This window comes from Streptomyces bluensis, from assembly GCF_014650715.1.
Taxonomy (GTDB): domain Bacteria; phylum Actinomycetota; class Actinomycetes; order Streptomycetales; family Streptomycetaceae; genus Streptomyces; species Streptomyces bluensis.
The window spans coordinates 242,342-260,225 of record NZ_BMVM01000007.1; the positions used below are offsets into that span (position 1 = coordinate 242,342).

At 70.1% G+C, this 17,884-nt stretch carries 14 protein-coding genes; 11 read left to right on the plus strand and 3 right to left on the minus strand.

The window, feature by feature from the left end; translation table 11 throughout:
* Positions 1 to 38: 38 nt before the first annotated feature.
* Positions 39 to 2,393 carry an MFS transporter gene (locus IE262_RS19750; RefSeq protein WP_189875223.1) on the minus strand — a complete coding sequence of 785 codons (2,355 nt, stop codon included), beginning with the start codon at positions 2,391 to 2,393 and terminating at the stop codon, positions 39 to 41.
* A gap of 205 nt (positions 2,394 to 2,598) precedes the next feature.
* Positions 2,599 to 3,042 (minus strand): SRPBCC family protein, encoded by a 444-nt coding sequence (locus tag IE262_RS19755; protein ID WP_134028091.1) that lies wholly within the window; start codon positions 3,040 to 3,042, stop codon positions 2,599 to 2,601.
* A gap of 218 nt (positions 3,043 to 3,260) precedes the next feature.
* On the opposite strand from IE262_RS19755, the gene IE262_RS19760 reads away from it, so the two are divergent.
* From IE262_RS19760 to IE262_RS19770, 3 genes are all read left to right on the plus strand, one after another.
* Complete coding sequence (locus tag IE262_RS19760; protein WP_189875224.1) at positions 3,261 to 4,304, plus strand: Rv2578c family radical SAM protein; 1,044 nt, start codon at positions 3,261 to 3,263, stop codon at positions 4,302 to 4,304.
* A gap of 169 nt (positions 4,305 to 4,473) precedes the next feature.
* Positions 4,474 to 6,069: an alpha/beta hydrolase gene (locus tag IE262_RS19765; protein ID WP_189875226.1), complete on the plus strand. Its 1,596-nt coding sequence runs from the start codon at positions 4,474 to 4,476 to the stop codon at positions 6,067 to 6,069.
* A 33-nt stretch (positions 6,070 to 6,102) separates the two neighbouring features.
* Positions 6,103 to 6,651 (plus strand): GNAT family N-acetyltransferase, encoded by a 549-nt coding sequence (locus IE262_RS19770; RefSeq protein WP_189875228.1) that lies wholly within the window; start codon positions 6,103 to 6,105, stop codon positions 6,649 to 6,651.
* A gap of 4 nt (positions 6,652 to 6,655) precedes the next feature.
* Here the strand turns inward: IE262_RS19770 and IE262_RS19775 are convergent, their stop codons facing one another.
* Positions 6,656 to 7,228, minus strand: coding sequence for an adenylosuccinate lyase (locus IE262_RS19775; protein WP_189875230.1), 573 nt, complete (start codon positions 7,226 to 7,228; stop codon positions 6,656 to 6,658).
* Between the two features lie 393 nt (positions 7,229 to 7,621).
* Here IE262_RS19775 and IE262_RS19780 point away from each other — a divergent pair, with 393 nt between their 5' ends.
* The 8 genes from IE262_RS19780 (at position 7,622) to IE262_RS19820 (ending at position 17,842) form a co-directional block, all read left to right on the plus strand.
* Positions 7,622 to 9,427 carry a 3-hydroxyacyl-CoA dehydrogenase family protein gene (locus IE262_RS19780; RefSeq protein WP_189875232.1) on the plus strand — a complete coding sequence of 602 codons (1,806 nt, stop codon included), beginning with the start codon at positions 7,622 to 7,624 and terminating at the stop codon, positions 9,425 to 9,427.
* A gap of 92 nt (positions 9,428 to 9,519) precedes the next feature.
* Positions 9,520 to 10,338: a TetR family transcriptional regulator gene (locus IE262_RS19785; protein ID WP_229877342.1), complete on the plus strand. Its 819-nt coding sequence runs from the start codon at positions 9,520 to 9,522 to the stop codon at positions 10,336 to 10,338.
* A 554-nt stretch (positions 10,339 to 10,892) separates the two neighbouring features.
* Positions 10,893 to 12,254 (plus strand): crotonyl-CoA carboxylase/reductase, encoded by a 1,362-nt coding sequence (ccrA, locus tag IE262_RS19795; protein ID WP_373305086.1) that lies wholly within the window; start codon positions 10,893 to 10,895, stop codon positions 12,252 to 12,254.
* A gap of 9 nt (positions 12,255 to 12,263) precedes the next feature.
* Positions 12,264 to 14,318 carry an ethylmalonyl-CoA mutase gene (locus tag IE262_RS19800; protein WP_189875236.1) on the plus strand — a complete coding sequence of 685 codons (2,055 nt, stop codon included), beginning with the start codon at positions 12,264 to 12,266 and terminating at the stop codon, positions 14,316 to 14,318.
* Positions 14,315 to 15,280, plus strand: a complete 966-nt coding sequence (locus tag IE262_RS19805; protein ID WP_134028107.1) for an HpcH/HpaI aldolase/citrate lyase family protein — start codon at positions 14,315 to 14,317, stop codon at positions 15,278 to 15,280. Before IE262_RS19800 ends, IE262_RS19805 begins: the two co-directional genes overlap by 4 nt.
* A gap of 3 nt (positions 15,281 to 15,283) precedes the next feature.
* The gene (locus IE262_RS19810) at positions 15,284 to 15,799 is read left to right on the plus strand and encodes a MaoC family dehydratase (RefSeq protein WP_134028109.1); all 516 of its coding nucleotides are present in this window, start codon (positions 15,284 to 15,286) and stop codon (positions 15,797 to 15,799) included.
* 2 nt (positions 15,800 to 15,801) lie between these two features.
* Positions 15,802 to 17,016: an acyl-CoA dehydrogenase family protein gene (locus tag IE262_RS19815; RefSeq protein ID WP_134028111.1), complete on the plus strand. Its 1,215-nt coding sequence runs from the start codon at positions 15,802 to 15,804 to the stop codon at positions 17,014 to 17,016.
* Positions 17,017 to 17,185: 169 nt separating this feature from the next.
* Positions 17,186 to 17,842, plus strand: coding sequence for a phosphatidylserine decarboxylase (locus IE262_RS19820; RefSeq protein ID WP_134028113.1), 657 nt, complete (start codon positions 17,186 to 17,188; stop codon positions 17,840 to 17,842).
* Positions 17,843 to 17,884 lie beyond the last annotated feature (42 nt).

The following is a 17,884-nucleotide window of genomic DNA, read 5'->3' on the forward strand; positions in this document are numbered from 1 at the left end:
CGGCGCGCGCACACCGGCGCACGGCTCCGGTCGCGCCTTCAGTCCTCGTGCCTCAGTTGCAGGTCCCGTTCCGTTCTGCCGTCACCGGCGATCTCCAGGGCCGTGGCGGCTGGTGGGTAGCCGGACGCGATGACCGTGTACTCGCCGGCGGCGAGGCCGTCGAAGCGGAACGCTCCGTCGGTGCCGGTGGTGAGCGTGCCGACGACCGTGCCGGTGGCGTCGAGGAGGGTGACGCGGGCGTCCTCGACGGGGCGTCCGCCTGCGGCGCGGACCGTGCCGCACAGGACGGCGCCGCCCGCGAGTTCGATGTCCTGACGGGTCTCGTGGGCGGCCTGGACGGTCACGGGGAGGGCGGCCGGGCGGAAGGTGTGTGCGCCGGCGGCGAGGGTGTACGCGCCGGCCGCCACCTCCGTGATGAGGTACCCCCCTTCGCTCCCGCTGCGGGTGGTGGCGACGACCTGTCCGTGGACGTCGGTGAGCGTGACGGTCGCGTCCCGCAGGGGGCGCCCGTCCGCGGTGATCACACGCCCCGCGAGCCGTCCCGCGCCGCCGAGTACCACGTCGAGCTCCACGGGCCGCTCGCCCAGTGTCACGGTCACGGCGAGCGGCTGGTGACCGCCGGCCGACGCGATGAGCATGTACGAACCGGCGCCGGGCGTGGCCAGCGCGTACCGGCCGTCCTCGCCGCTGGCACCGCGCCCGATCTGCTGTCCGAGCACGTCGATGAGGGTGAGCGCGGCGCGTGGCACGACGGTGCCCTCGTGGTCGCGGACGATGCCGCGGACGGGGACGCCGGTGGGGTGCGGGGACCGGGCGTGTGGAAGGGAGAGGGGCTGGAGGGGGGTGGGAGGTGCGGGAACGGGAGGTGTGGTGTGGGGATGTGCGGGGTCGGGATGTGCGGGGTCGGCGGGGGCGTCGTGGCGCACCCGTGGTCTCCCCTTGAGGAAGAAGGCGAGGAGCATGCCGAGGACGAGCACCGGCACGAGGTACAGGAACATCCGCGGCAAAGTGTCGGCGTACGCCCCGCCGTGGTCGTGCGGCAGGTCGGCGGCCCCGGTCGTGAGGAGCGCGCCGCAGACGGCCACGCCGACGCCTCCGCCGAGGTGCCGGAGGTAGTTGTTCGCGCTGGTCGCGGACTGGACGTCGGTGGGGCGCACGGAGTTCTGCAGGGCGTGGACCAGGACGGGCATCACCATGCCGATGCCGGCGCCGAGGACGGCCGTCCAGATGCCGTAGTGCAGCCGGGGCGTGTCGGCGTCGAGGCGGGAGAGGAGCCACATGCCGACGGCGGCGAGAGCGGTGCCGAGGACCGGGTAGGCCCGGTAGTGCCCGGTGTGGCTGACGAGTTGGCCGACGACGACCGACGCGCCCACGATGCCGGCCGTCATCGGCAGCATGAGCAGCCCGGACTCGGTGGCCGAGGCGCCGTCGACCAGTTGCAGGAAGGTCGGCAGCCAGCTGCCCGCCGCGAACAGCGCGGCCCCGATGAACAGGCCCACGATCCCGGTGACGTTGAACGCGGAGTCCTTGAACAGCCGCAGGGGGACCAGGGGTTCGGGGGCGTGGCGCTCGACGACGAGGAAGAGGACGGCCGCGCCGACGGCTGCCGCACCCAGACCCCGGACGGTGTCCGATCCCCAGGGGTACTCGGTGCCGCCCCAGGCGGCCAGCAGCACGAGGCAGGCGGACGCGACAGCGAGCAGCAGCGCCCCGAGGACGTCGAAGCGGGCCTTCGCCCTGGACTTCGGCAGCTTCAGTGCGAGGGTGACGACCGTCAGGGCCACGAGTCCGAAGGGGACGTTGCCGTAGAAGCACCACCTCCAGGAGAGGTGGTCCGTGACATAGCCGCCCAGGAGGGGACCGGCGACGGAGGCCAGGCCGAACGCCGCGCCGGCGAGACCCACGAAGCGACCGCGGGCACGGGCGGGCACGATGTCCGCCATGATCGCCTGGACACCGATCAGGAGGCCGCCCGCGCCGATGCCCTGGAGCGCGCGGAAGGCGATGAGCTGATCCATGGTGCGCGACCGGCCGGTGAGCGCCGAGCCGACGACGAAGACGACGACCGCGAACTGGAAGGCGCCCTTGCGCCCGTACAGGTCGCCGCACTTGCCGTACACGGGCAGGGCGACGGTGGCGGTGAGGAGGTACGCGGTGATCACCCAGGACGTCCGGTCCAGGCCGTGCAGTTCGGCCGCGATCTCCGGGAGCGCGGTGGCCACCGTCATCTGCTCCAGCGCGGCGAGCAGCAGCGCGAGCACGAGCCCGAAGAACACCAACCGGACGCGGCGCGGCGCGAGTTGGCCGGAAGGAATCTCCGGTGGGGGTGTTGTCCACGGGGGTGTGGCGGCTGGTTCGGCCTCGTCGGCCTGCGTCAGAGTGATCCCGCCCACGTGCCGCTCCCCTCGTCGCACCTGCTGCGCGATTCCCGCGTTACGCGACAACTGCGAGCAGGCACGACGAGTTACGGCGAACCATGGGGTGCTGAGGGTGATCCACTCGAACCGGTGAGGGAGCGCGAGGCGAGCGCCTGCGGGTGCGTGGTGGACAAGAACCCCGCAGACGAGAACGCACCCGCCGAACCCCCGGTGGGAACCCCTACTTCTCGACCTCGGCCGCCAGCTTCGCCAGCACCAGGTCGTAGATGCGAGCCAGACCCTTGGGTGCGAAGGTCCTCTCGAAGAAGCCGCCGATCCCCCCGGCACCGTTCCAGACGGTGGTGACCACGACCCGGGACCTGCCCTCTCCCGCCGGCGTGACCCGCCAGGTCGTGACCATGGAGGAGTTGCGGTCCTTCTCGACGAGCTCGCCGTCGGTGGGCTCGGTGACCTCCAGGAGGCAGTCGCGGACGCGCTTGCTGGTGGCCTGGAGCTTCCAGTGGACGAGGGTGCCCTCGCCGTCGCCGCCCTCACGCACCTCGTACTCGCTGAAGTGCTCGGGCAGCAGCTTCGCGCGGGTGTCGCTGTAGTCGGCGATGGTGTCGAACACCGTCTCCGCGTCCGCCGCGACGACTCGCTCCGTGGTGGCCTCGACCTGCGCCATTGCACTTCCTCCAGCACTTGGTGTTGCTCGGGTTGAGGAAAGCCAACCATCAGGCGGCCGAGCCGCCCAAATCGGGGTCCGCCAAGAGGTCTCGAACGACGCCCGCGGACGGGGCCGGACTGGGCCGGACGAGCCCGCACACGGCATTCGAAAACAGGTTCGCACGATCAAGGGAACATGTGTTCTATTCTATGGCCAGTGCTACCGAGGAGGTGCCCATGCGCTGGGACCAACTGGCCGAGAACTCCGCCCGGGCCCGGGACGCCGCGCTGTTCGACGCGGACGCGGTGACCACCCGCACCTTCGACACCCCGGAGTTCCGTGGCGTGACGTTCCACGAGATCCGGGCGAAGTCGATCGTGAACCGGGTGCCGGGGGCCTCCCGTATGCCCTTCGAATGGACGGTGAACCCGTACCGGGGTTGCACACACGCGTGTGTCTACTGTTTCGCGCGCAAGACCCACAGCTATCTGGACCTCGACACCGGTCTCGGCTTCGACTCGCAGATCGTCGTGAAGGTCAACGCCCCCGAACTGCTGCGCCGCCACCTCGCCTCACCCCGCTGGCGCGGCGAGCACATAGCGATGGGCACCAACGTCGACTGCTACCAGCGTGCGGAGGGCCGCTACCGGCTGATGCCGGGCATCATCTCCGCCCTGCACGACCACGCGAACCCGTTCTCGATCCTCACCAAGGGCACGCTGATCCTGCGTGACCTCGACCTGCTGAGGCGGGCGTCCGAGGTCACCGAGGTCGGCATCTCCGTCTCCGTCGGCTTCACCGACCACGAGCTGTGGCGCACCGTCGAACCGGGCACGCCCGCCCCGGAGCGCCGCCTGGACGTGGTGCGCACCCTCACCGGCCACGGCATCGGCTGCGGTGTCCTGATGGCCCCGGTGATCCCGTTCCTGAGCGACAACCCGGCCCAACTGCGGGCCACCGTACGGGCGATCGCGGCCTCCGGGGCCACCTCCGTGACACCGCTGGTGCTGCATCTGCGGCCCGGCGCCCGGGAGTGGTTCATGGCCTGGCTGGAGCGCAACCACCCCCACCTCGTACGGCGTTACGAGCGGCTGTACGCGGAAGGCGCGTACGCCCCGAAGTGGTACCAGCGCCGGATCACCGGTCAGGTCCACGCACTGGCCCAGGAGTACGGCATGGGGCCCACACACGCGGGTCTGCCGCGCAGGGTCCCGGCGCCCGGGCCCGAGGCACCCGAACACCGGGCGGAACCGACGGTGACCCAGCTGACGCTGCTCTGACCGCGACCGGACCGCGGGCGGACGGGGTCGGGAAGCGCGTCCGAGTGCTTCTCCCGGCCCGTTCGGGTCACGTGTGGGCAGAACGCGTTCTTCCGGGCGTCCGCTTCGGGACGATGCGACGAGGGCCGTGGAGCGCACGGCTCACGTACCGCGTCCTGGGAGCCCGCCAATGAAGAAACGCGCAGCTGCTCTGTGCGGTGCCGCCGTCGTGGTGGCCGGAATGGTCACCGGGGCTCCGGCCGACGCGAACGCCGACACGGCGTCCGCACCGCGCACCACGCTCAACGCTCCGACGGCGAAGCCGGCCTGGAAGAAGTGCGGGACGAAGGACTACCCGAGGCTCCAGTGCGCGTCCCTGAAGGTGCCGCTCGACCACGCGAACCCGCGCGGCAGGCAGATCACGCTCGCCCTTTCGCGCGTGCCGCACACGGCGAAGAAGTACCAGGGTCCGCTGCTGGTCAACCCCGGCGGGCCCGGCGGCAGCGGTCTCACACTGGCCGGGTTCGTCGCGTCCTCACTGCCGCGGACGGTGGCGGCGCAGTACGACGTCATCGGCTTCGATCCGCGCGGCGTCGGCGCCAGCAGGCCCGCCCTGAACTGCCGGCCGGGGTATTTCTCGCCGGTGCGCCCCGACTCCCTGCCGGTCACTCCGGCCGTCGAGAAGGCCAACCTCGACCGTGCCGCCGCCTTCGCCAAGGCGTGCGCGACGAAACACGGGGATCTGCTGCCGTACATCGGCACGGTCAGCGCGGTCAGGGACATGGACGCGATCCGGCAGGCGCTCGGGGCCGAGAAGATCAACTACTTCGGGTACTCGTACGGCACCTACCTGGGCGCCGTCTACGCGAAGCTCTACCCGGACCGCGTCCGCCGCGCGGTCCTGGACTCGGTCGTCGACCCCACTGGCGTGTGGTACGCCGACAACATCCGGCAGGACCACGCGTTCAACGACCGCCACCTCGCGTTCACGGCGTGGGTCGCGAAGCACGACGCGACGTACAAGCTGGGCACCGACCCGGCGAAGGTGGAAGCCAAGTGGTACGCCATGCGCAGGGCCCTCGCCAAGAAGCCCGCGGACGGCAAGGTGGGCGCCTCCGAGCTGGAGGACACCTTCGTCCCGGGCGGCTACTACAACGGCTACTGGCCCTACCTCGCCGAGGCGTTCGCGGCCTATGCGAACCGCAGGGACGACGACCCGCTGGTCGAGGCCTACGAGAACTTCGGCGCCGTCGACGCGGCGGGCGACAACGGCTACAGCGTCTACTCCGCCGTGCAGTGCGCCGACGTGGCCTGGCCGCGCGACTGGGGGCAGTGGCGCAGGGACAACTGGGACACGTACGCGAAGGCACCGTTCATGACGTGGAGCAACGCCTGGTACAACGCCCCGTGCGCGTTCTGGCCGACGAGCGCGCAGCAGCCGGTCGACGTCTCCAACGACGCGGCGCCGCCGATGCTGCTCTTCCAGGCGACGAACGACGCGGCCACCCCGTACGAGGGCGGTGTCGCGGTCCACCGTCTGCTGCGCGGCTCCAGCCTGGTGGTGGAGCAGGGCGGCGGCAACCACGGCATCACGCTCAGCGGGAATGCCTGCCTCGACAAGCACCTGGCGGCGTATCTGACCGACGGCACGATGCCGCGGGGCGCGGGCGGGGAGGCCGACGCGGTGTGCAAGCGGCTGCCCGACCCGAAACCGCTGACCGCGAAGTCGGCACGCTCCTCCACACGGGGTGCGGCACTGCACGGGCTGCTCGGCTTCCGCGGCTGAGACCGCACACGGGTGCCCCGTTAGGGTGCCGCCATGGAAGACCGACTGGCCCGACTCCGCATCCGTGAGATGACCCTGGCCGACTGCCGTGCCGTCGCCGAGATACGGATCGGCGGCTGGCGAACCGCGTACGCGGGGATGATCCCGCAGGCGTACCTCGACCGGCTCGACGTGGACGCGGACGCCGAACGGCGGTGCGGTCACCTGGAGAAGGGCAACGCGGAGGTCGTGAACCTGGTCGCGGAGCGGCACGGCGAGGTCGTCGGCTGGGCCTGCCACGGGCCGTACCGGGAGGGTGAAGTCCGCACGGACGACGCCGAGTTGTACGCCGTCTACGTGCGGCCGGGTCACTTCTCGACAGGCGTGGGCCGGGCGCTGCTCCGGGAGTCGGCCCAGCGGTGCGCGATCGCCGGGCACGAGCGGATGCTGCTGTGGGTGCTGAAGGACAACGTCCGCGCGCGCCGCTTCTACGAGAGTCACGGCTTCACCCCGGACGGCGCCGAGGAGCCCTTCGAGGTGGACGGGGTGGCAGTGCCCGAGGTGCGTTACGTGCGTGCCCTCGGGGACATGGCTTCCGCCTGACGCCTCACTGCTTGGGCAGTCGCTTCAGCGCCGCGGCCGCCGCCTCCGCGAGGGCCGGGTGGGCGAGCGCCTCGTTGAGCAGGGGGCGGGCCCGTTCGTCGCCGAGCGCGCCCAGCCCCTCCACACAGGCGAGGGCGACCAGGCGGTACGGATCGTGCGGCCGCAGCCGCCGCGCCAGCGTGGTGATCAGAGCGGGCACGGCCTCGGGAGCACGCAGCGCCACCAGGAGGCGTACGGGGTGCAGGGCGTAGGCGACGCGGAGTTCGTTGGTGGCGAGCGCGGCGGCAGCGCGGGCGGTGCGCGGATCGCCCAGCCGGGCCAGGGCGTGCGCGGCGGAGGCGCAGCGCGGCGGATCGCGGTGGTTGAGCAGCAGGACGAGGGGCTCGAAGGCCCGCCGGTCCCCGGCGAGGCCGAGCCGGAAGGCGGCCAGCTCCCGTGCCCACAGCGGCCGCGCGGGGGCGGAGAGCACACCGGCCAGTTCGTCGAGGTCACGGGTCGCCAGGAGCCGCTGGTAGGCGACCGAGGCTCCCGACTCCTGCCGTAAGCGTTCCGTGAGTGCTCGCGACGCTTCGTCCATGGCACCGAGCCTACGGTCGCCACGGCCGCGTCGGGGAGGTACATCACACAAACACGGGGACTGGCGCGCTCGTTACTCGCGGGTTAAGCTCAGACGAGCGAGCCACTCGCTCGTGTACCTCCTCGTGGTGGCCTGGTGACGCAGCCGCCGCGAGCGTTGTCGGTTCGGTACCTCGGGTACCTCAGTGCGACTCGGCTTGGGACAGGGCCGGTCGGTCATCACCGTTCGCCGGGCGTGTGCACGCCGCTGGCGACGGAACCGGGCGTGTGCGCTGAGCGGCGCCGCTCAGTAGCCCGGCAACACCCGCACACCGCGCTCCCTTTCGGCACCCGGTGCGTTCTTCGGCGCGGCCGGGCGCACTCCCAGTCGTCACCCTCACTCCTGGAGTCCCCGATGGCCACTCCCCTGTCCGACACCTCTCCGTCCCCCCTCAGGACCATTGCCGTCGTCGGTCTCGGCACCATGGGCACCGGTATCGCCGAGGTCCTGGCCCGGGCCGGCCGCGAGGTCATCGGGATCGACATCAGCGAGGCGCAGGCCACGAAGGCCGTCGCCGCCCTGGAGACCTCGACCGCCCGCGCCGTGGCGCGCGGCCGGATCACCGAGCGGGAGCGCGGCGAGGTCCTCGCCCGCTTCCGCACGTTCACCGGCGTCCAGGCCGCGGCCGACGCCGACCTGGTCATCGAGGTGACCCCGGAGTCGTACGAGATCAAGCAGCAGGTCTTCCGCGAGCTGGACGCCGTCGTCCGCCCGGATACCGTCCTCGCGACCGGCACCAACGCCCTGTCGGTCACGCGCCTGGCCGCCGACTCGGCCCGCCCCGAGCGCGTGCTCGGGCTGCACTTCTTCAACCCGGCGCCCGCGATGAAGCTCGTGGAGATCGTCTCCTCCGTGCTCACCGCGCCCCAGGCCGTCGCCTCGGTCACGGATCTGGCCATCGAGCTGGGCAAGGAGCCCGTGGCGGTCGGCGACCGGCCGGGGTTCGTCGCCGACGGGCTGCTGTTCGGCTACCTCAACCAGGCCGCCGCGATGTACGAGGCCAAGTACGCCACCCGCGAGGACATCGACGCGGCGATGCGGCTCGGCTGCGGGCTGCCGATGGGCCCGCTGGCGCTGCTCGACCTGATCGGCGTGGACACGGCCCGTACGGTCCTGGAGGCCATGTACAGCGCGTCGCGCGACCGGCTGCACGCGCCCGCGCCCATCCTCAAGCAGCTCAGCGAGGCGGGCCTGACCGGCCGCAAGTCGGGGCGCGGCTTCTACACGTACGAGGCGCCGGGCAGCGCCACCGTCGTGCGGGACGCGCTGACGCCGCTGTCCGGCGGGCCCGCGGTCCCCGGCCGCGGCATCCGTGCCGTCGGCGTCGCGGGCTCCGGGACCATGGCGTGCGGGATCGCCGAGGTGTTCGCGAAGGCGGGGTACCACGTCGTGCTCGCCGCGCGCGGCGAGGAGAAGGCGCGGACCGCCAAGGCCCGTATCGGCACGTCGCTTTCGCGCTCTGTCGACAAGGGGCGCTTGACCGTCGAGGCGGCGGCCGAAACGCTGGACCGGATCACCCCGGCCGGCTCGTACGACGCGTTCGCGGACGTCGACCTCGCGCTGGAGGCCGTCGCGGAGGATCTGGAGGTCAAGCGGCAGCTGTTCACGGCCCTCGACAAGGTCTGCAAGCCGGGCGCGATCCTCGCCACCACGACCTCCTCGCTGCCGGTGGTGGCCTGCGCCCGCGCCACCTCGCGGCCGGAGGACGTGATCGGCATGCACTTCTTCAACCCGGCGCCCGCGATGAAGCTGGTCGAGGTGGTCCGCACGGTCCTGACCGGGGACGACGTGCACGCCACGGTCCGCGCGTTGTGCTTGGCCGTCCGCAAGCATCCGGTGGACTGCGGCGACCGCGCCGGGTTCATCGTGAACGCCCTGCTGTTCCCGTACCTGAACAACGCGGTCAAGATGGTCCAGGAGCACTACGCGTCGCTGGACGACATCGACGCGGCCATGAAGCTGGGCGGCGGTTACCCGATGGGCCCGTTCGAACTGCTCGACGTGGTCGGCCTCGATGTCTCGCTGGCCATCGAGCGGGTCCTGCACCGCGAGTTCCGCGACCCGGGCCTCGCCCCGGCGCCGCTCCTGGAGCACTTGGTGGCCGCGGGCTGCCTCGGCCGCAAGACGGGCCGCGGGTTCCGCGAGTACGCGGGGCGCTGAGCGGCCCGCCCCGTGGATCCCCCCGCCCCGGCTGGGGCGGGGGGATCCACGGATCCGCGCATCATGCTGCGCGGATGCAGTACGTTCGGGTCATGTCCCACCCCGCCAGGTCCTCACGTACACCAGCTACGCCCGACGCTCCGGAAAGCGCCGCGGGCGGTCGCGCCGCCGCCCAACGGCTCAAGATGCGCCGGGAACTGGCGGCCGCGGCGATGGAACTGTTCGCGACGAAGGGGTACGAGGCGACCACCGTCGACGAGATCGCGGCGGCCGCCGGAGTCGCCCGCCGCACCTTCTTCCGCCACTTCCGCTCCAAGGAAGAGGCGATCTTCCCCGACCACGACGACACGCTGGTCCGGGCGGAGGCCGTGCTGAACGCGGCGCCCGCCCACGAGCACCCGCTCGACACCGTGTGCCGCGGCATCAAGGAAGTCATGAAGATGTACGCGGCCCGGCCGGAGATCTCCGTGCAGCGCTACAAGCTCACCCGGGAGGTCCCCACCCTGCGCGAGGCGGAGATCGCGTCGGTCGCCCGCTACGAACGGCTGTTCACCCGGTACCTGCTGGGCCACTTCGACGAGCACGCCCACGACGACGACGCCAACGACGACCCGTTGCTGGCCGAGGTCGCCGCGTCGGCGGTCGTCACCGCGCACAACCACGTGCTGCGCCGCTGGCTGCGGGCGGGCGGGCAGGGGGACGTGGAGGCTCAGCTGGACCACGCCTTCGCCATCGTCCGCAGGACGTTCGGCACGGGGATCGGGGTCGGCCGGTACGAGCCCGCGCCGCACACCTCCCCGGTCCCGGCGTCGGTCTCCTCGCAGGGTGAGGTCCTGGTGGCGGTGGCCCGGACCGACGCGCCACTGCACGAGGTCATGAAGACCATCGAAGAGGCCCTGAAGAACCGCTGACCAGCCGCGACGTCGCGCTGGACCAGCCGCGGCGTCGCGCCATCGGCCCGCCCGGGGCCGGGAAGAGGGCCGTTCTCGCCCTGGAGGCGGCAGGCCACGAGGTCGCCGAAGGCCGGGCCCCGCCGGCGACCGCGAGCGGCGCGGAGCCGTTCGCGTCGTGCCCGTGCTCGCTCTCGTGCTCGTGCTCGTGCTCGTGCTCGTGCTCGTGCTGCGTCACGCCGGCATCCGTGGCATGGCCATCGATCGATCATCGCTCATTTGTCGCGCGAAGATTTCACCTGAGAGCAAGTTCTGGCACCGAGTGCCTTGCGGGGTGACACGGGGTGCCATACCGTGGTGTTGTCCGGGCGATCGGCGTGCAGAGCTCCTTGGTACGCCGGCTGTCCCCGCGAGCCATCCGGCAAGCGCGCCCGGACGCCTGCGTCACAGGCACCCTCCGCGCCACCAGCGCTGCCGGAACACCACCCTTCGCCGAACCGACGGCACACGCTCAGCACCCGACGTAACCCTCAGCAGCGTCCTCCCTCAGGACGCTCGTCGCCGGAGGCAACACCGTGAAGGAAATCCTGGACGCGATCCAGTCGCAGACCGTGACCCCGGGCGGCTCCGCCGCGGTCACGTCCGCCGACTTCGCCGCTCTGCCGCTCCCCGAGTCGTACCGCGCCATCACCGTGCACAAGGACGAGACGGAGATGTTCGCCGGGCTCGCCACCCGCGACAAGGACCCGCGCAAGTCGATCCACCTGGACGACGTGCCGGTGCCGGAGCTGGGTCCGGGCGAGGCCCTGGTGGCGGTCATGGCCTCGTCGGTCAACTACAACTCGGTGTGGACCTCGATCTTCGAGCCGCTGCCGACCTTCGGTTTCCTGGAGCGCTACGGCAAGCTGAGCGAGCTCGCCAGGCGCCACGACCTGCCGTACCACATCATCGGCTCCGACCTCGCGGGCGTCGTCCTGCGCACCGGCCCCGGCGTCCACGCCTGGAAGCCCGGTGACGAGGTCGTCGCGCACTGTCTGTCGGTGGAGCTGGAGTCCAGCGACGGCCACAACGACACGATGCTCGACCCCGAGCAGCGGATCTGGGGCTTCGAGACCAACTTCGGCGGACTCGCCGAGATCGCCCTCGTGAAGTCCAACCAGCTGATGCCCAAGCCGGACCACCTCACCTGGGAGGAGGCCGCAGCTCCGGGCCTGGTCAACTCCACCGCGTACCGGCAGCTCGTCTCCCGCAACGGCGCCGGTATGAAGCAGGGCGACAACGTGCTGATCTGGGGCGCGAGCGGCGGGCTCGGCAGTTACGCCACCCAGTTCGCGCTGGCCGGCGGCGCGTACCCCATCTGCGTGGTGAGCAGCCCGCGGAAGGCGGAGATCTGCCGGGCCATGGGCGCCGAGGCGATCATCGACCGCAACGCCGAGGACTACCGGTTCTGGAAGGACGCCCACACCCAGGACCCGAAGGAGTGGAAGCGCTTCGGCAAACGCATCCGCGAGCTCACCGACGGCGAGGACGTCGACATCGTCTTCGAGCACCCCGGCCGCGAGACCTTCGGCGCGTCGGTCTATGTCACGCGCAAGGGCGGCACCATCGCCACCTGCGCCTCCACGTCCGGCTACACCCACGAGTACGACAACCGCTACCTGTGGATGTCCCTGAAGCGGATCATCGGTTCCCACTTCGCCAACTACCGTGAGGCCTGGGAGGCCAACCGGCTGATCGCGAAGGGCAGGATCCACCCGACGCTGTCGAAGGTCTACTCGCTGGAGGAGACCGGCCAGGCCGCGTACGACGTGCACCGCAACCTCCACCAGGGCAAGGTCGGTGTGCTGACGCTGGCCCCGCGCGAGGGCATGGGCGTGCGCGACGAGGAGAAGCGCGCCCGGCACATCGACGCCATCAACCGCTTCCGGAACGTCTGAGGTCCCTTCATGAAAGAGCCGAAGACCAGGGAACCCGGCCAGCAGGGGCACAAGGTGAGGGACCGTCCGTGGCTGATGCGGACCTACGCGGGTCACTCCACGGCCGAGGCGTCCAACGAGTTGTACCGGCGCAACCTCGCCAAGGGGCAGACGGGGCTCTCGGTGGCGTTCGACCTGCCGACGCAGACCGGGTACGACCCCGACCACGTTCTCGCCCGCGGCGAGGTCGGCCGGGTCGGGGTGCCGGTCTCGCACCTGGGTGACATGCGCCGGCTGTTCCAGGACATCCCCCTGGAGCAGATGAACACCTCGATGACCATCAACGCCACGGCCATGTGGCTGCTGGCGCTCTACCAGGTCGTCGCGGAGGAGCAGGGCCTCGACGAGCAGGCCATCACCCGGCTCCAGGGGACGACACAGAACGACATCGTGAAGGAGTACCTGTCGCGGGGCACGCATGTCTTCCCGCCCGGCCCCTCCCTCCGTCTTACCACGGACATGATCGCGTACACGGTCTCCCGCATCCCGAAGTGGAACCCGATCAACATCTGCTCGTACCACCTCCAGGAGGCCGGTGCCACACCGGTCCAGGAGATCGCGTACGCGATGTCGACGGCCCTCGCGGTGCTGGACGCGGTCCGTGACTCCGGTCAGGTGCCGCAGGAACGCATGGGCGAGGTCGTCGCCCGTATCTCCTTCTTCGTGAACGCGGGCGTCCGCTTCGTCGAGGAGATGTGCAAGATGCGGGCGTTCGGCCGCATCTGGGACCGCATCACGCGCGAGCGGTACGGCATCGAGGATCCCCGGCAGCGCCGCTTCCGGTACGGCGTCCAGGTCAACTCGCTGGGTCTGACGGAAGCCCAGCCCGAGAACAACGTCCAGCGGATCGTGCTCGAAATGCTGGCGGTGACGCTCTCGAAGGACGCCCGCGCGCGTGCCGTCCAGCTCCCCGCCTGGAACGAGGCGCTGGGCCTGCCCCGGCCCTGGGACCAGCAGTGGTCGCTGCGCATCCAGCAGGTGCTCGCGCACGAGAGCGACCTGCTGGAGTACGACGACATCTTCGAGGGCTCGCACGTCATCGAGGCGAAGGTCGCCCAGCTGGTCGAGGAGTCGTTCGCCGAGATCGAGCGGATCCAGGAGATGGGCGGCGCCATGGCCGCCGTCGAGTCGGGCTATCTGAAGTCGCGGCTCGTCGCCTCGCACGCCGCCCGCCGGGCGCGCATCGAGTCCGGCGAGGAGAAGATCGTCGGCGTCAACGTCTTCGAGACGACCGAGCCGAACCCGCTGACGGCCGACCTGGACACGGCGGTCCACACGGTCGACCCCACGGTCGAGGAACGTGTCGTACGAGCCCTCCGGGAGTGGCGCGACACCCGCGACGACCAGCGCCTTCGCACGGCGCTGGAGCGGCTCAAAGAGGCCGCCCAGGGCGAGGACAACCTCATGGAGGCCACCCTGGAGTGTGCCCGTGCCGGGGCCACGACCGGTGAGTGGGCCGGGGCGCTGCGGGAGGTGTTCGGGGAGTTCCGGGCGCCGACCGGCGTCTCCTCGGCACCGGTCGCGGTGACGGCCGAGGAGGGCACCGGGCTGGCGGAGGTCCGCCGCAAGGTGGACGCCACCGCACGGGACCTGGGCGTGGGCAAGCTGCGCTTCCTCGTCGGCAAGCCCGGCCTGGACGGGCACTCCAACGGGGCCGAGCAGATCGCCGTGCGGGCCCGGGACGCCGGGTTCGAGGTGGTGTACCAGGGCATCCGGCTCACCCCCGAGCAGATCGTGGACGCGGCCCTCGCCGAGGACGTGCACGCGGTCGGCCTGTCCGTTCTCTCCGGCTCGCACGCCCGGCTCGTGCCGGACGTGCTGGAGCGGTTGCGTGAGGCCGGTGCGCCCGACATCCCGGTGATCGCCGGGGGGATCATCCCGAACGGCGACGCCGAGCAGCTCAGGGCCGCTGGAGTGGCGGCCGTGTTCACCCCGAAGGACTTCGACATCACCGAGATCATCGGCCGTATCGTCGAGGAGATCCGCAAGGCCAACAAGCTCGACCCCTTGGAGGTCCCCGCATGACAACGCCCGTCAACCGTCTTCGTCCGCGGCGCTCCTGCCTCGCGGTGCCGGGAAGCAACCCCCGCTTCCTGGAGAAGGCCCAGGGCCTCCCCGCCGACCAGGTCTTCCTCGACCTGGAGGACGCGTGCGCCCCGCTCGCCAAACCCGAGGCGCGGCACACGATCGTGAAGTTCCTCAACGAGGGCGACTGGACCGGCAAGACCAGGGTCGTACGCGTGAACGACTGGACGACCGAGTGGACGTACCGCGACGTCGTCACCGTCGTCGAGGGCGCGGGGGTGAACCTGGACTGCATCATGCTGCCGAAGGTGCAGGACGCCCAGCAGGTCGTCGCCCTGGACCTGCTGCTCACCCAGATCGAGAAGACGATGGGCTTCGAGGTCGGGCGGATCGGCATCGAGGCCCAGATCGAGAACGCCCAGGGCCTCAACAACGTCAACGAGATCGCCCAGGCCTCGCCGCGCGTCGAGACGATCATCTTCGGCCCGGCCGACTTCATGGCGTCGATCAACATGAAGTCGCTGGTCGTCGGCGAGCAGCCGCCCGGCTATCCGGCGGACGCCTACCACTACATCCTGATGAAGATCCTCATGGCCGCCCGCGCCAACAACCTCCAGGCGATCGACGGCCCCTACCTCCAGATCCGCAACATCGACGGCTACCGCGAGGTCGCCCGGCGCGCCGCGGCGCTCGGCTTCGACGGCAAGTGGGTGCTCCACCCGGGCCAGGTCGAGGCGTCCAACGAGATCTTCTCGCCCTCCCAGGAGGACTACGACCACGCCGAGCTGATCCTGGACGCGTACGAGTACTGCACGTCCGAGGCGGGCGGCAAGAAGGGCTCGGCGATGCTCGGCGACGAGATGATCGACGAGGCCAGCCGCAAGATGGCGCTGGTCATCGCGGGCAAGGGCCGCGCCGCCGGTATGCGGCGCACCAGCACGTTCGAGATTCCGGAGGCGTAGGGCATGCAGTTCGGGCGCACCTACGAGGAGTTCGAGGTCGGTGCCGTCTACAAGCACTGGCCGGGGAAGACGGTCACGGAGTACGACGACCACCTCTTCTGCCTGCTCACCATGAACCACCACCCGCTCCACCTGGACAGCAACTACGCGGAGAAGACGACGGACTTCGGGAAGAACGTCGTCGTGGGGAACTACATCTACTCGCTGCTGCTCGGCATGTCGGTGCCCGACGTCTCCGGCAAGGCGATCGCCAACCTGGAGATCGAGTCGCTCCGGCACGTGGCGCCGACCTTCCACGGCGACACGGTCTACGGCGAGACGACCGTGCTCGACAAGTGGCCGTCCAAGTCGAAGGGCGACCGCGGCATCGTCCACGTCGAGACCAAGGGCTACAAACAGGACGGCACGCTCGTGTGCGTGTTCCGCCGCAAGGTGATGGTGCCCACCGAGACATACATCAAGGAGCGCGGCGGCGAGCAGCCCGGCCGCCCCGCACCCGCGGAGAACACGGAGAAGTAGCCATGGCGCGACTCGCCCAGACCCACGGTCTGACCGACATTCAGCAGGAGATCGTCTCCACCGTGCGGGACTTCGTCGACAAGGAGATCATCCCGGTCGCGACCGAACTGGAGCACCGCGACGAGTACCCGCAGCAGATCGTCGACGGCCTGAAGGAGCTGGGTCTGTTCGGTCTGATGATTCCCGAGGAGTACGGCGGCCTGGGCGAGTCCCTCCTCACGTACGCCCTCTGTGTGGAGGAGATCGCCCGCGGCTGGATGTCCGTGTCCGGCATCATCAACACGCACTTCATCGTGGCGTACCTGCTCAAGCAGCACGGCACACAGGAGCAGAAGGACACCTTCCTGCCGAAGATGGCGCTGGGCGAGGTCCGGGGTGCCTTCTCGATGTCGGAGCCGGGACTGGGCTCGGATGTGGCGGCCATCACCTCGAAGGCCGTGAAGGAGGGTGACGAGTACGTCCTGAACGGCCAGAAGATGTGGCTCACGAACGGCGGAACGTCAACCCTGGTTGCCGTCCTCGTGCGGAGTGACGAAGGACACTCCCCCTCTGAGGCGGCCGCGGCGCCCCACCGGTCGATGACGACCTTCCTCGTCGAGAAGGAGCCCGGTTTCGGCGAGGTCCGCCCGGGGCTCACCATCCCCGGCAAGATCGACAAGATGGGCTACAAGGGCGTCGACACGACCGAGCTCATCATGGACGGACTGCGCATTCCGGCCAATCGTGTACTCGGCGGTGTCACCGGCCGAGGTTTTTACCAAATGATGGACGGAGTCGAGGTAGGCCGGGTGAATGTGGCGGCGCGTGGCTGTGGCGTCGCTCAGCGTGCTTTCGAACTGGGTGTCCGGTACGCCCAGCAGCGACACACCTTCGGCAAGCAGATCGCCCAGCACCAGGCGATTCAGTTCAAGCTGGCGGAGATGGCTACCAAGGTCGAGGCCGCCCATGCCATGATGGTCAACGCGGCTCGCAAAAAGGACTCGGGCGAACGAAACGACCTCGAAGCGGGGATGGCGAAGTACCTCGCCTCCGAATACTGCAAAGAAGTCGTGGAGGACGCCTTCCGGATCCATGGCGGCTACGGCTTCTCCAAGGAGTACGAGATCGAGCGCCTCTACCGTGAGGCACCGATGCTGCTGATCGGTGAAGGTACCGCCGAAATCCAGAAAATGATCATCGGGCGCAGACTGCTCGAAGAATATCGATTCCAGGGCTAGACGTCCGTTTACGGGTGTTTTCTTCGAGAAGAAGATCACACCCTGTCAACGGTCTTCAGCCGCCGACTCGGCTTCCTGGCTTGCCCAGTTGTGGCCCGCGACCGGTACGATCCCGGAAAAGCCGCCGTCCCCAGTCACAGCGCGGCATCATCCGCTACGAAGGTCATCCATGCCCCACAGCCAAACCTCTGCACCACGCGACAGCCTGGCCGGCGTACGCCTCGCGCGCGGAGCATCGCCGTGGCTTCTCCCGACCGTCGCCACCGCAGCCCTCAGCCTGGTCCGCGCGCGCCGCTCCGGCGCCGCCAAGGCCGTGGCCGTACCCGCCACCGCTCTCGCGGCCGGCATGCTGTGGTTCTTCCGCGACCCCGAGCGCGAGATCGCCCAGGGCCGAGTCATCTCGCCCGCCGACGGTGTGGTGCAGAGCATCATGCCGTGGAAGGACGGCCGCACCCGCGTCGCGATCTTCATGAGCCCGCTCAACGTCCACGTGAACCGCGCGCCGCTCTCCGGCACGGTCACGTCGGTCGAGCACATCCCGGGCGGGTTCGTTCCGGCGTTCAACAAGGAGAGCGAGAACAACGAGCGCGTCGTCTGGCACTTCGACACCGAGCTCGGTGACATCGAGATGGTCCAGATCGCCGGCGCGGTCGCCCGCCGTATCGTCCCGTACATCCCGCAGGGCACCAAGGTCGAGCAGGGTGACCGCATCGGGCTGATCCGCTTCGGCTCGCGCGTCGACATCTACCTCCCCGAAGGCGTCGAGGTCGCGGTCGAGGTCGGGCAGAAGACCGTGGCTGGGGTGACTCGCATTGACCGTGATTGATCCCGATACACAGGCCGGCTGGGTGCCCGACGCGGTGGATGA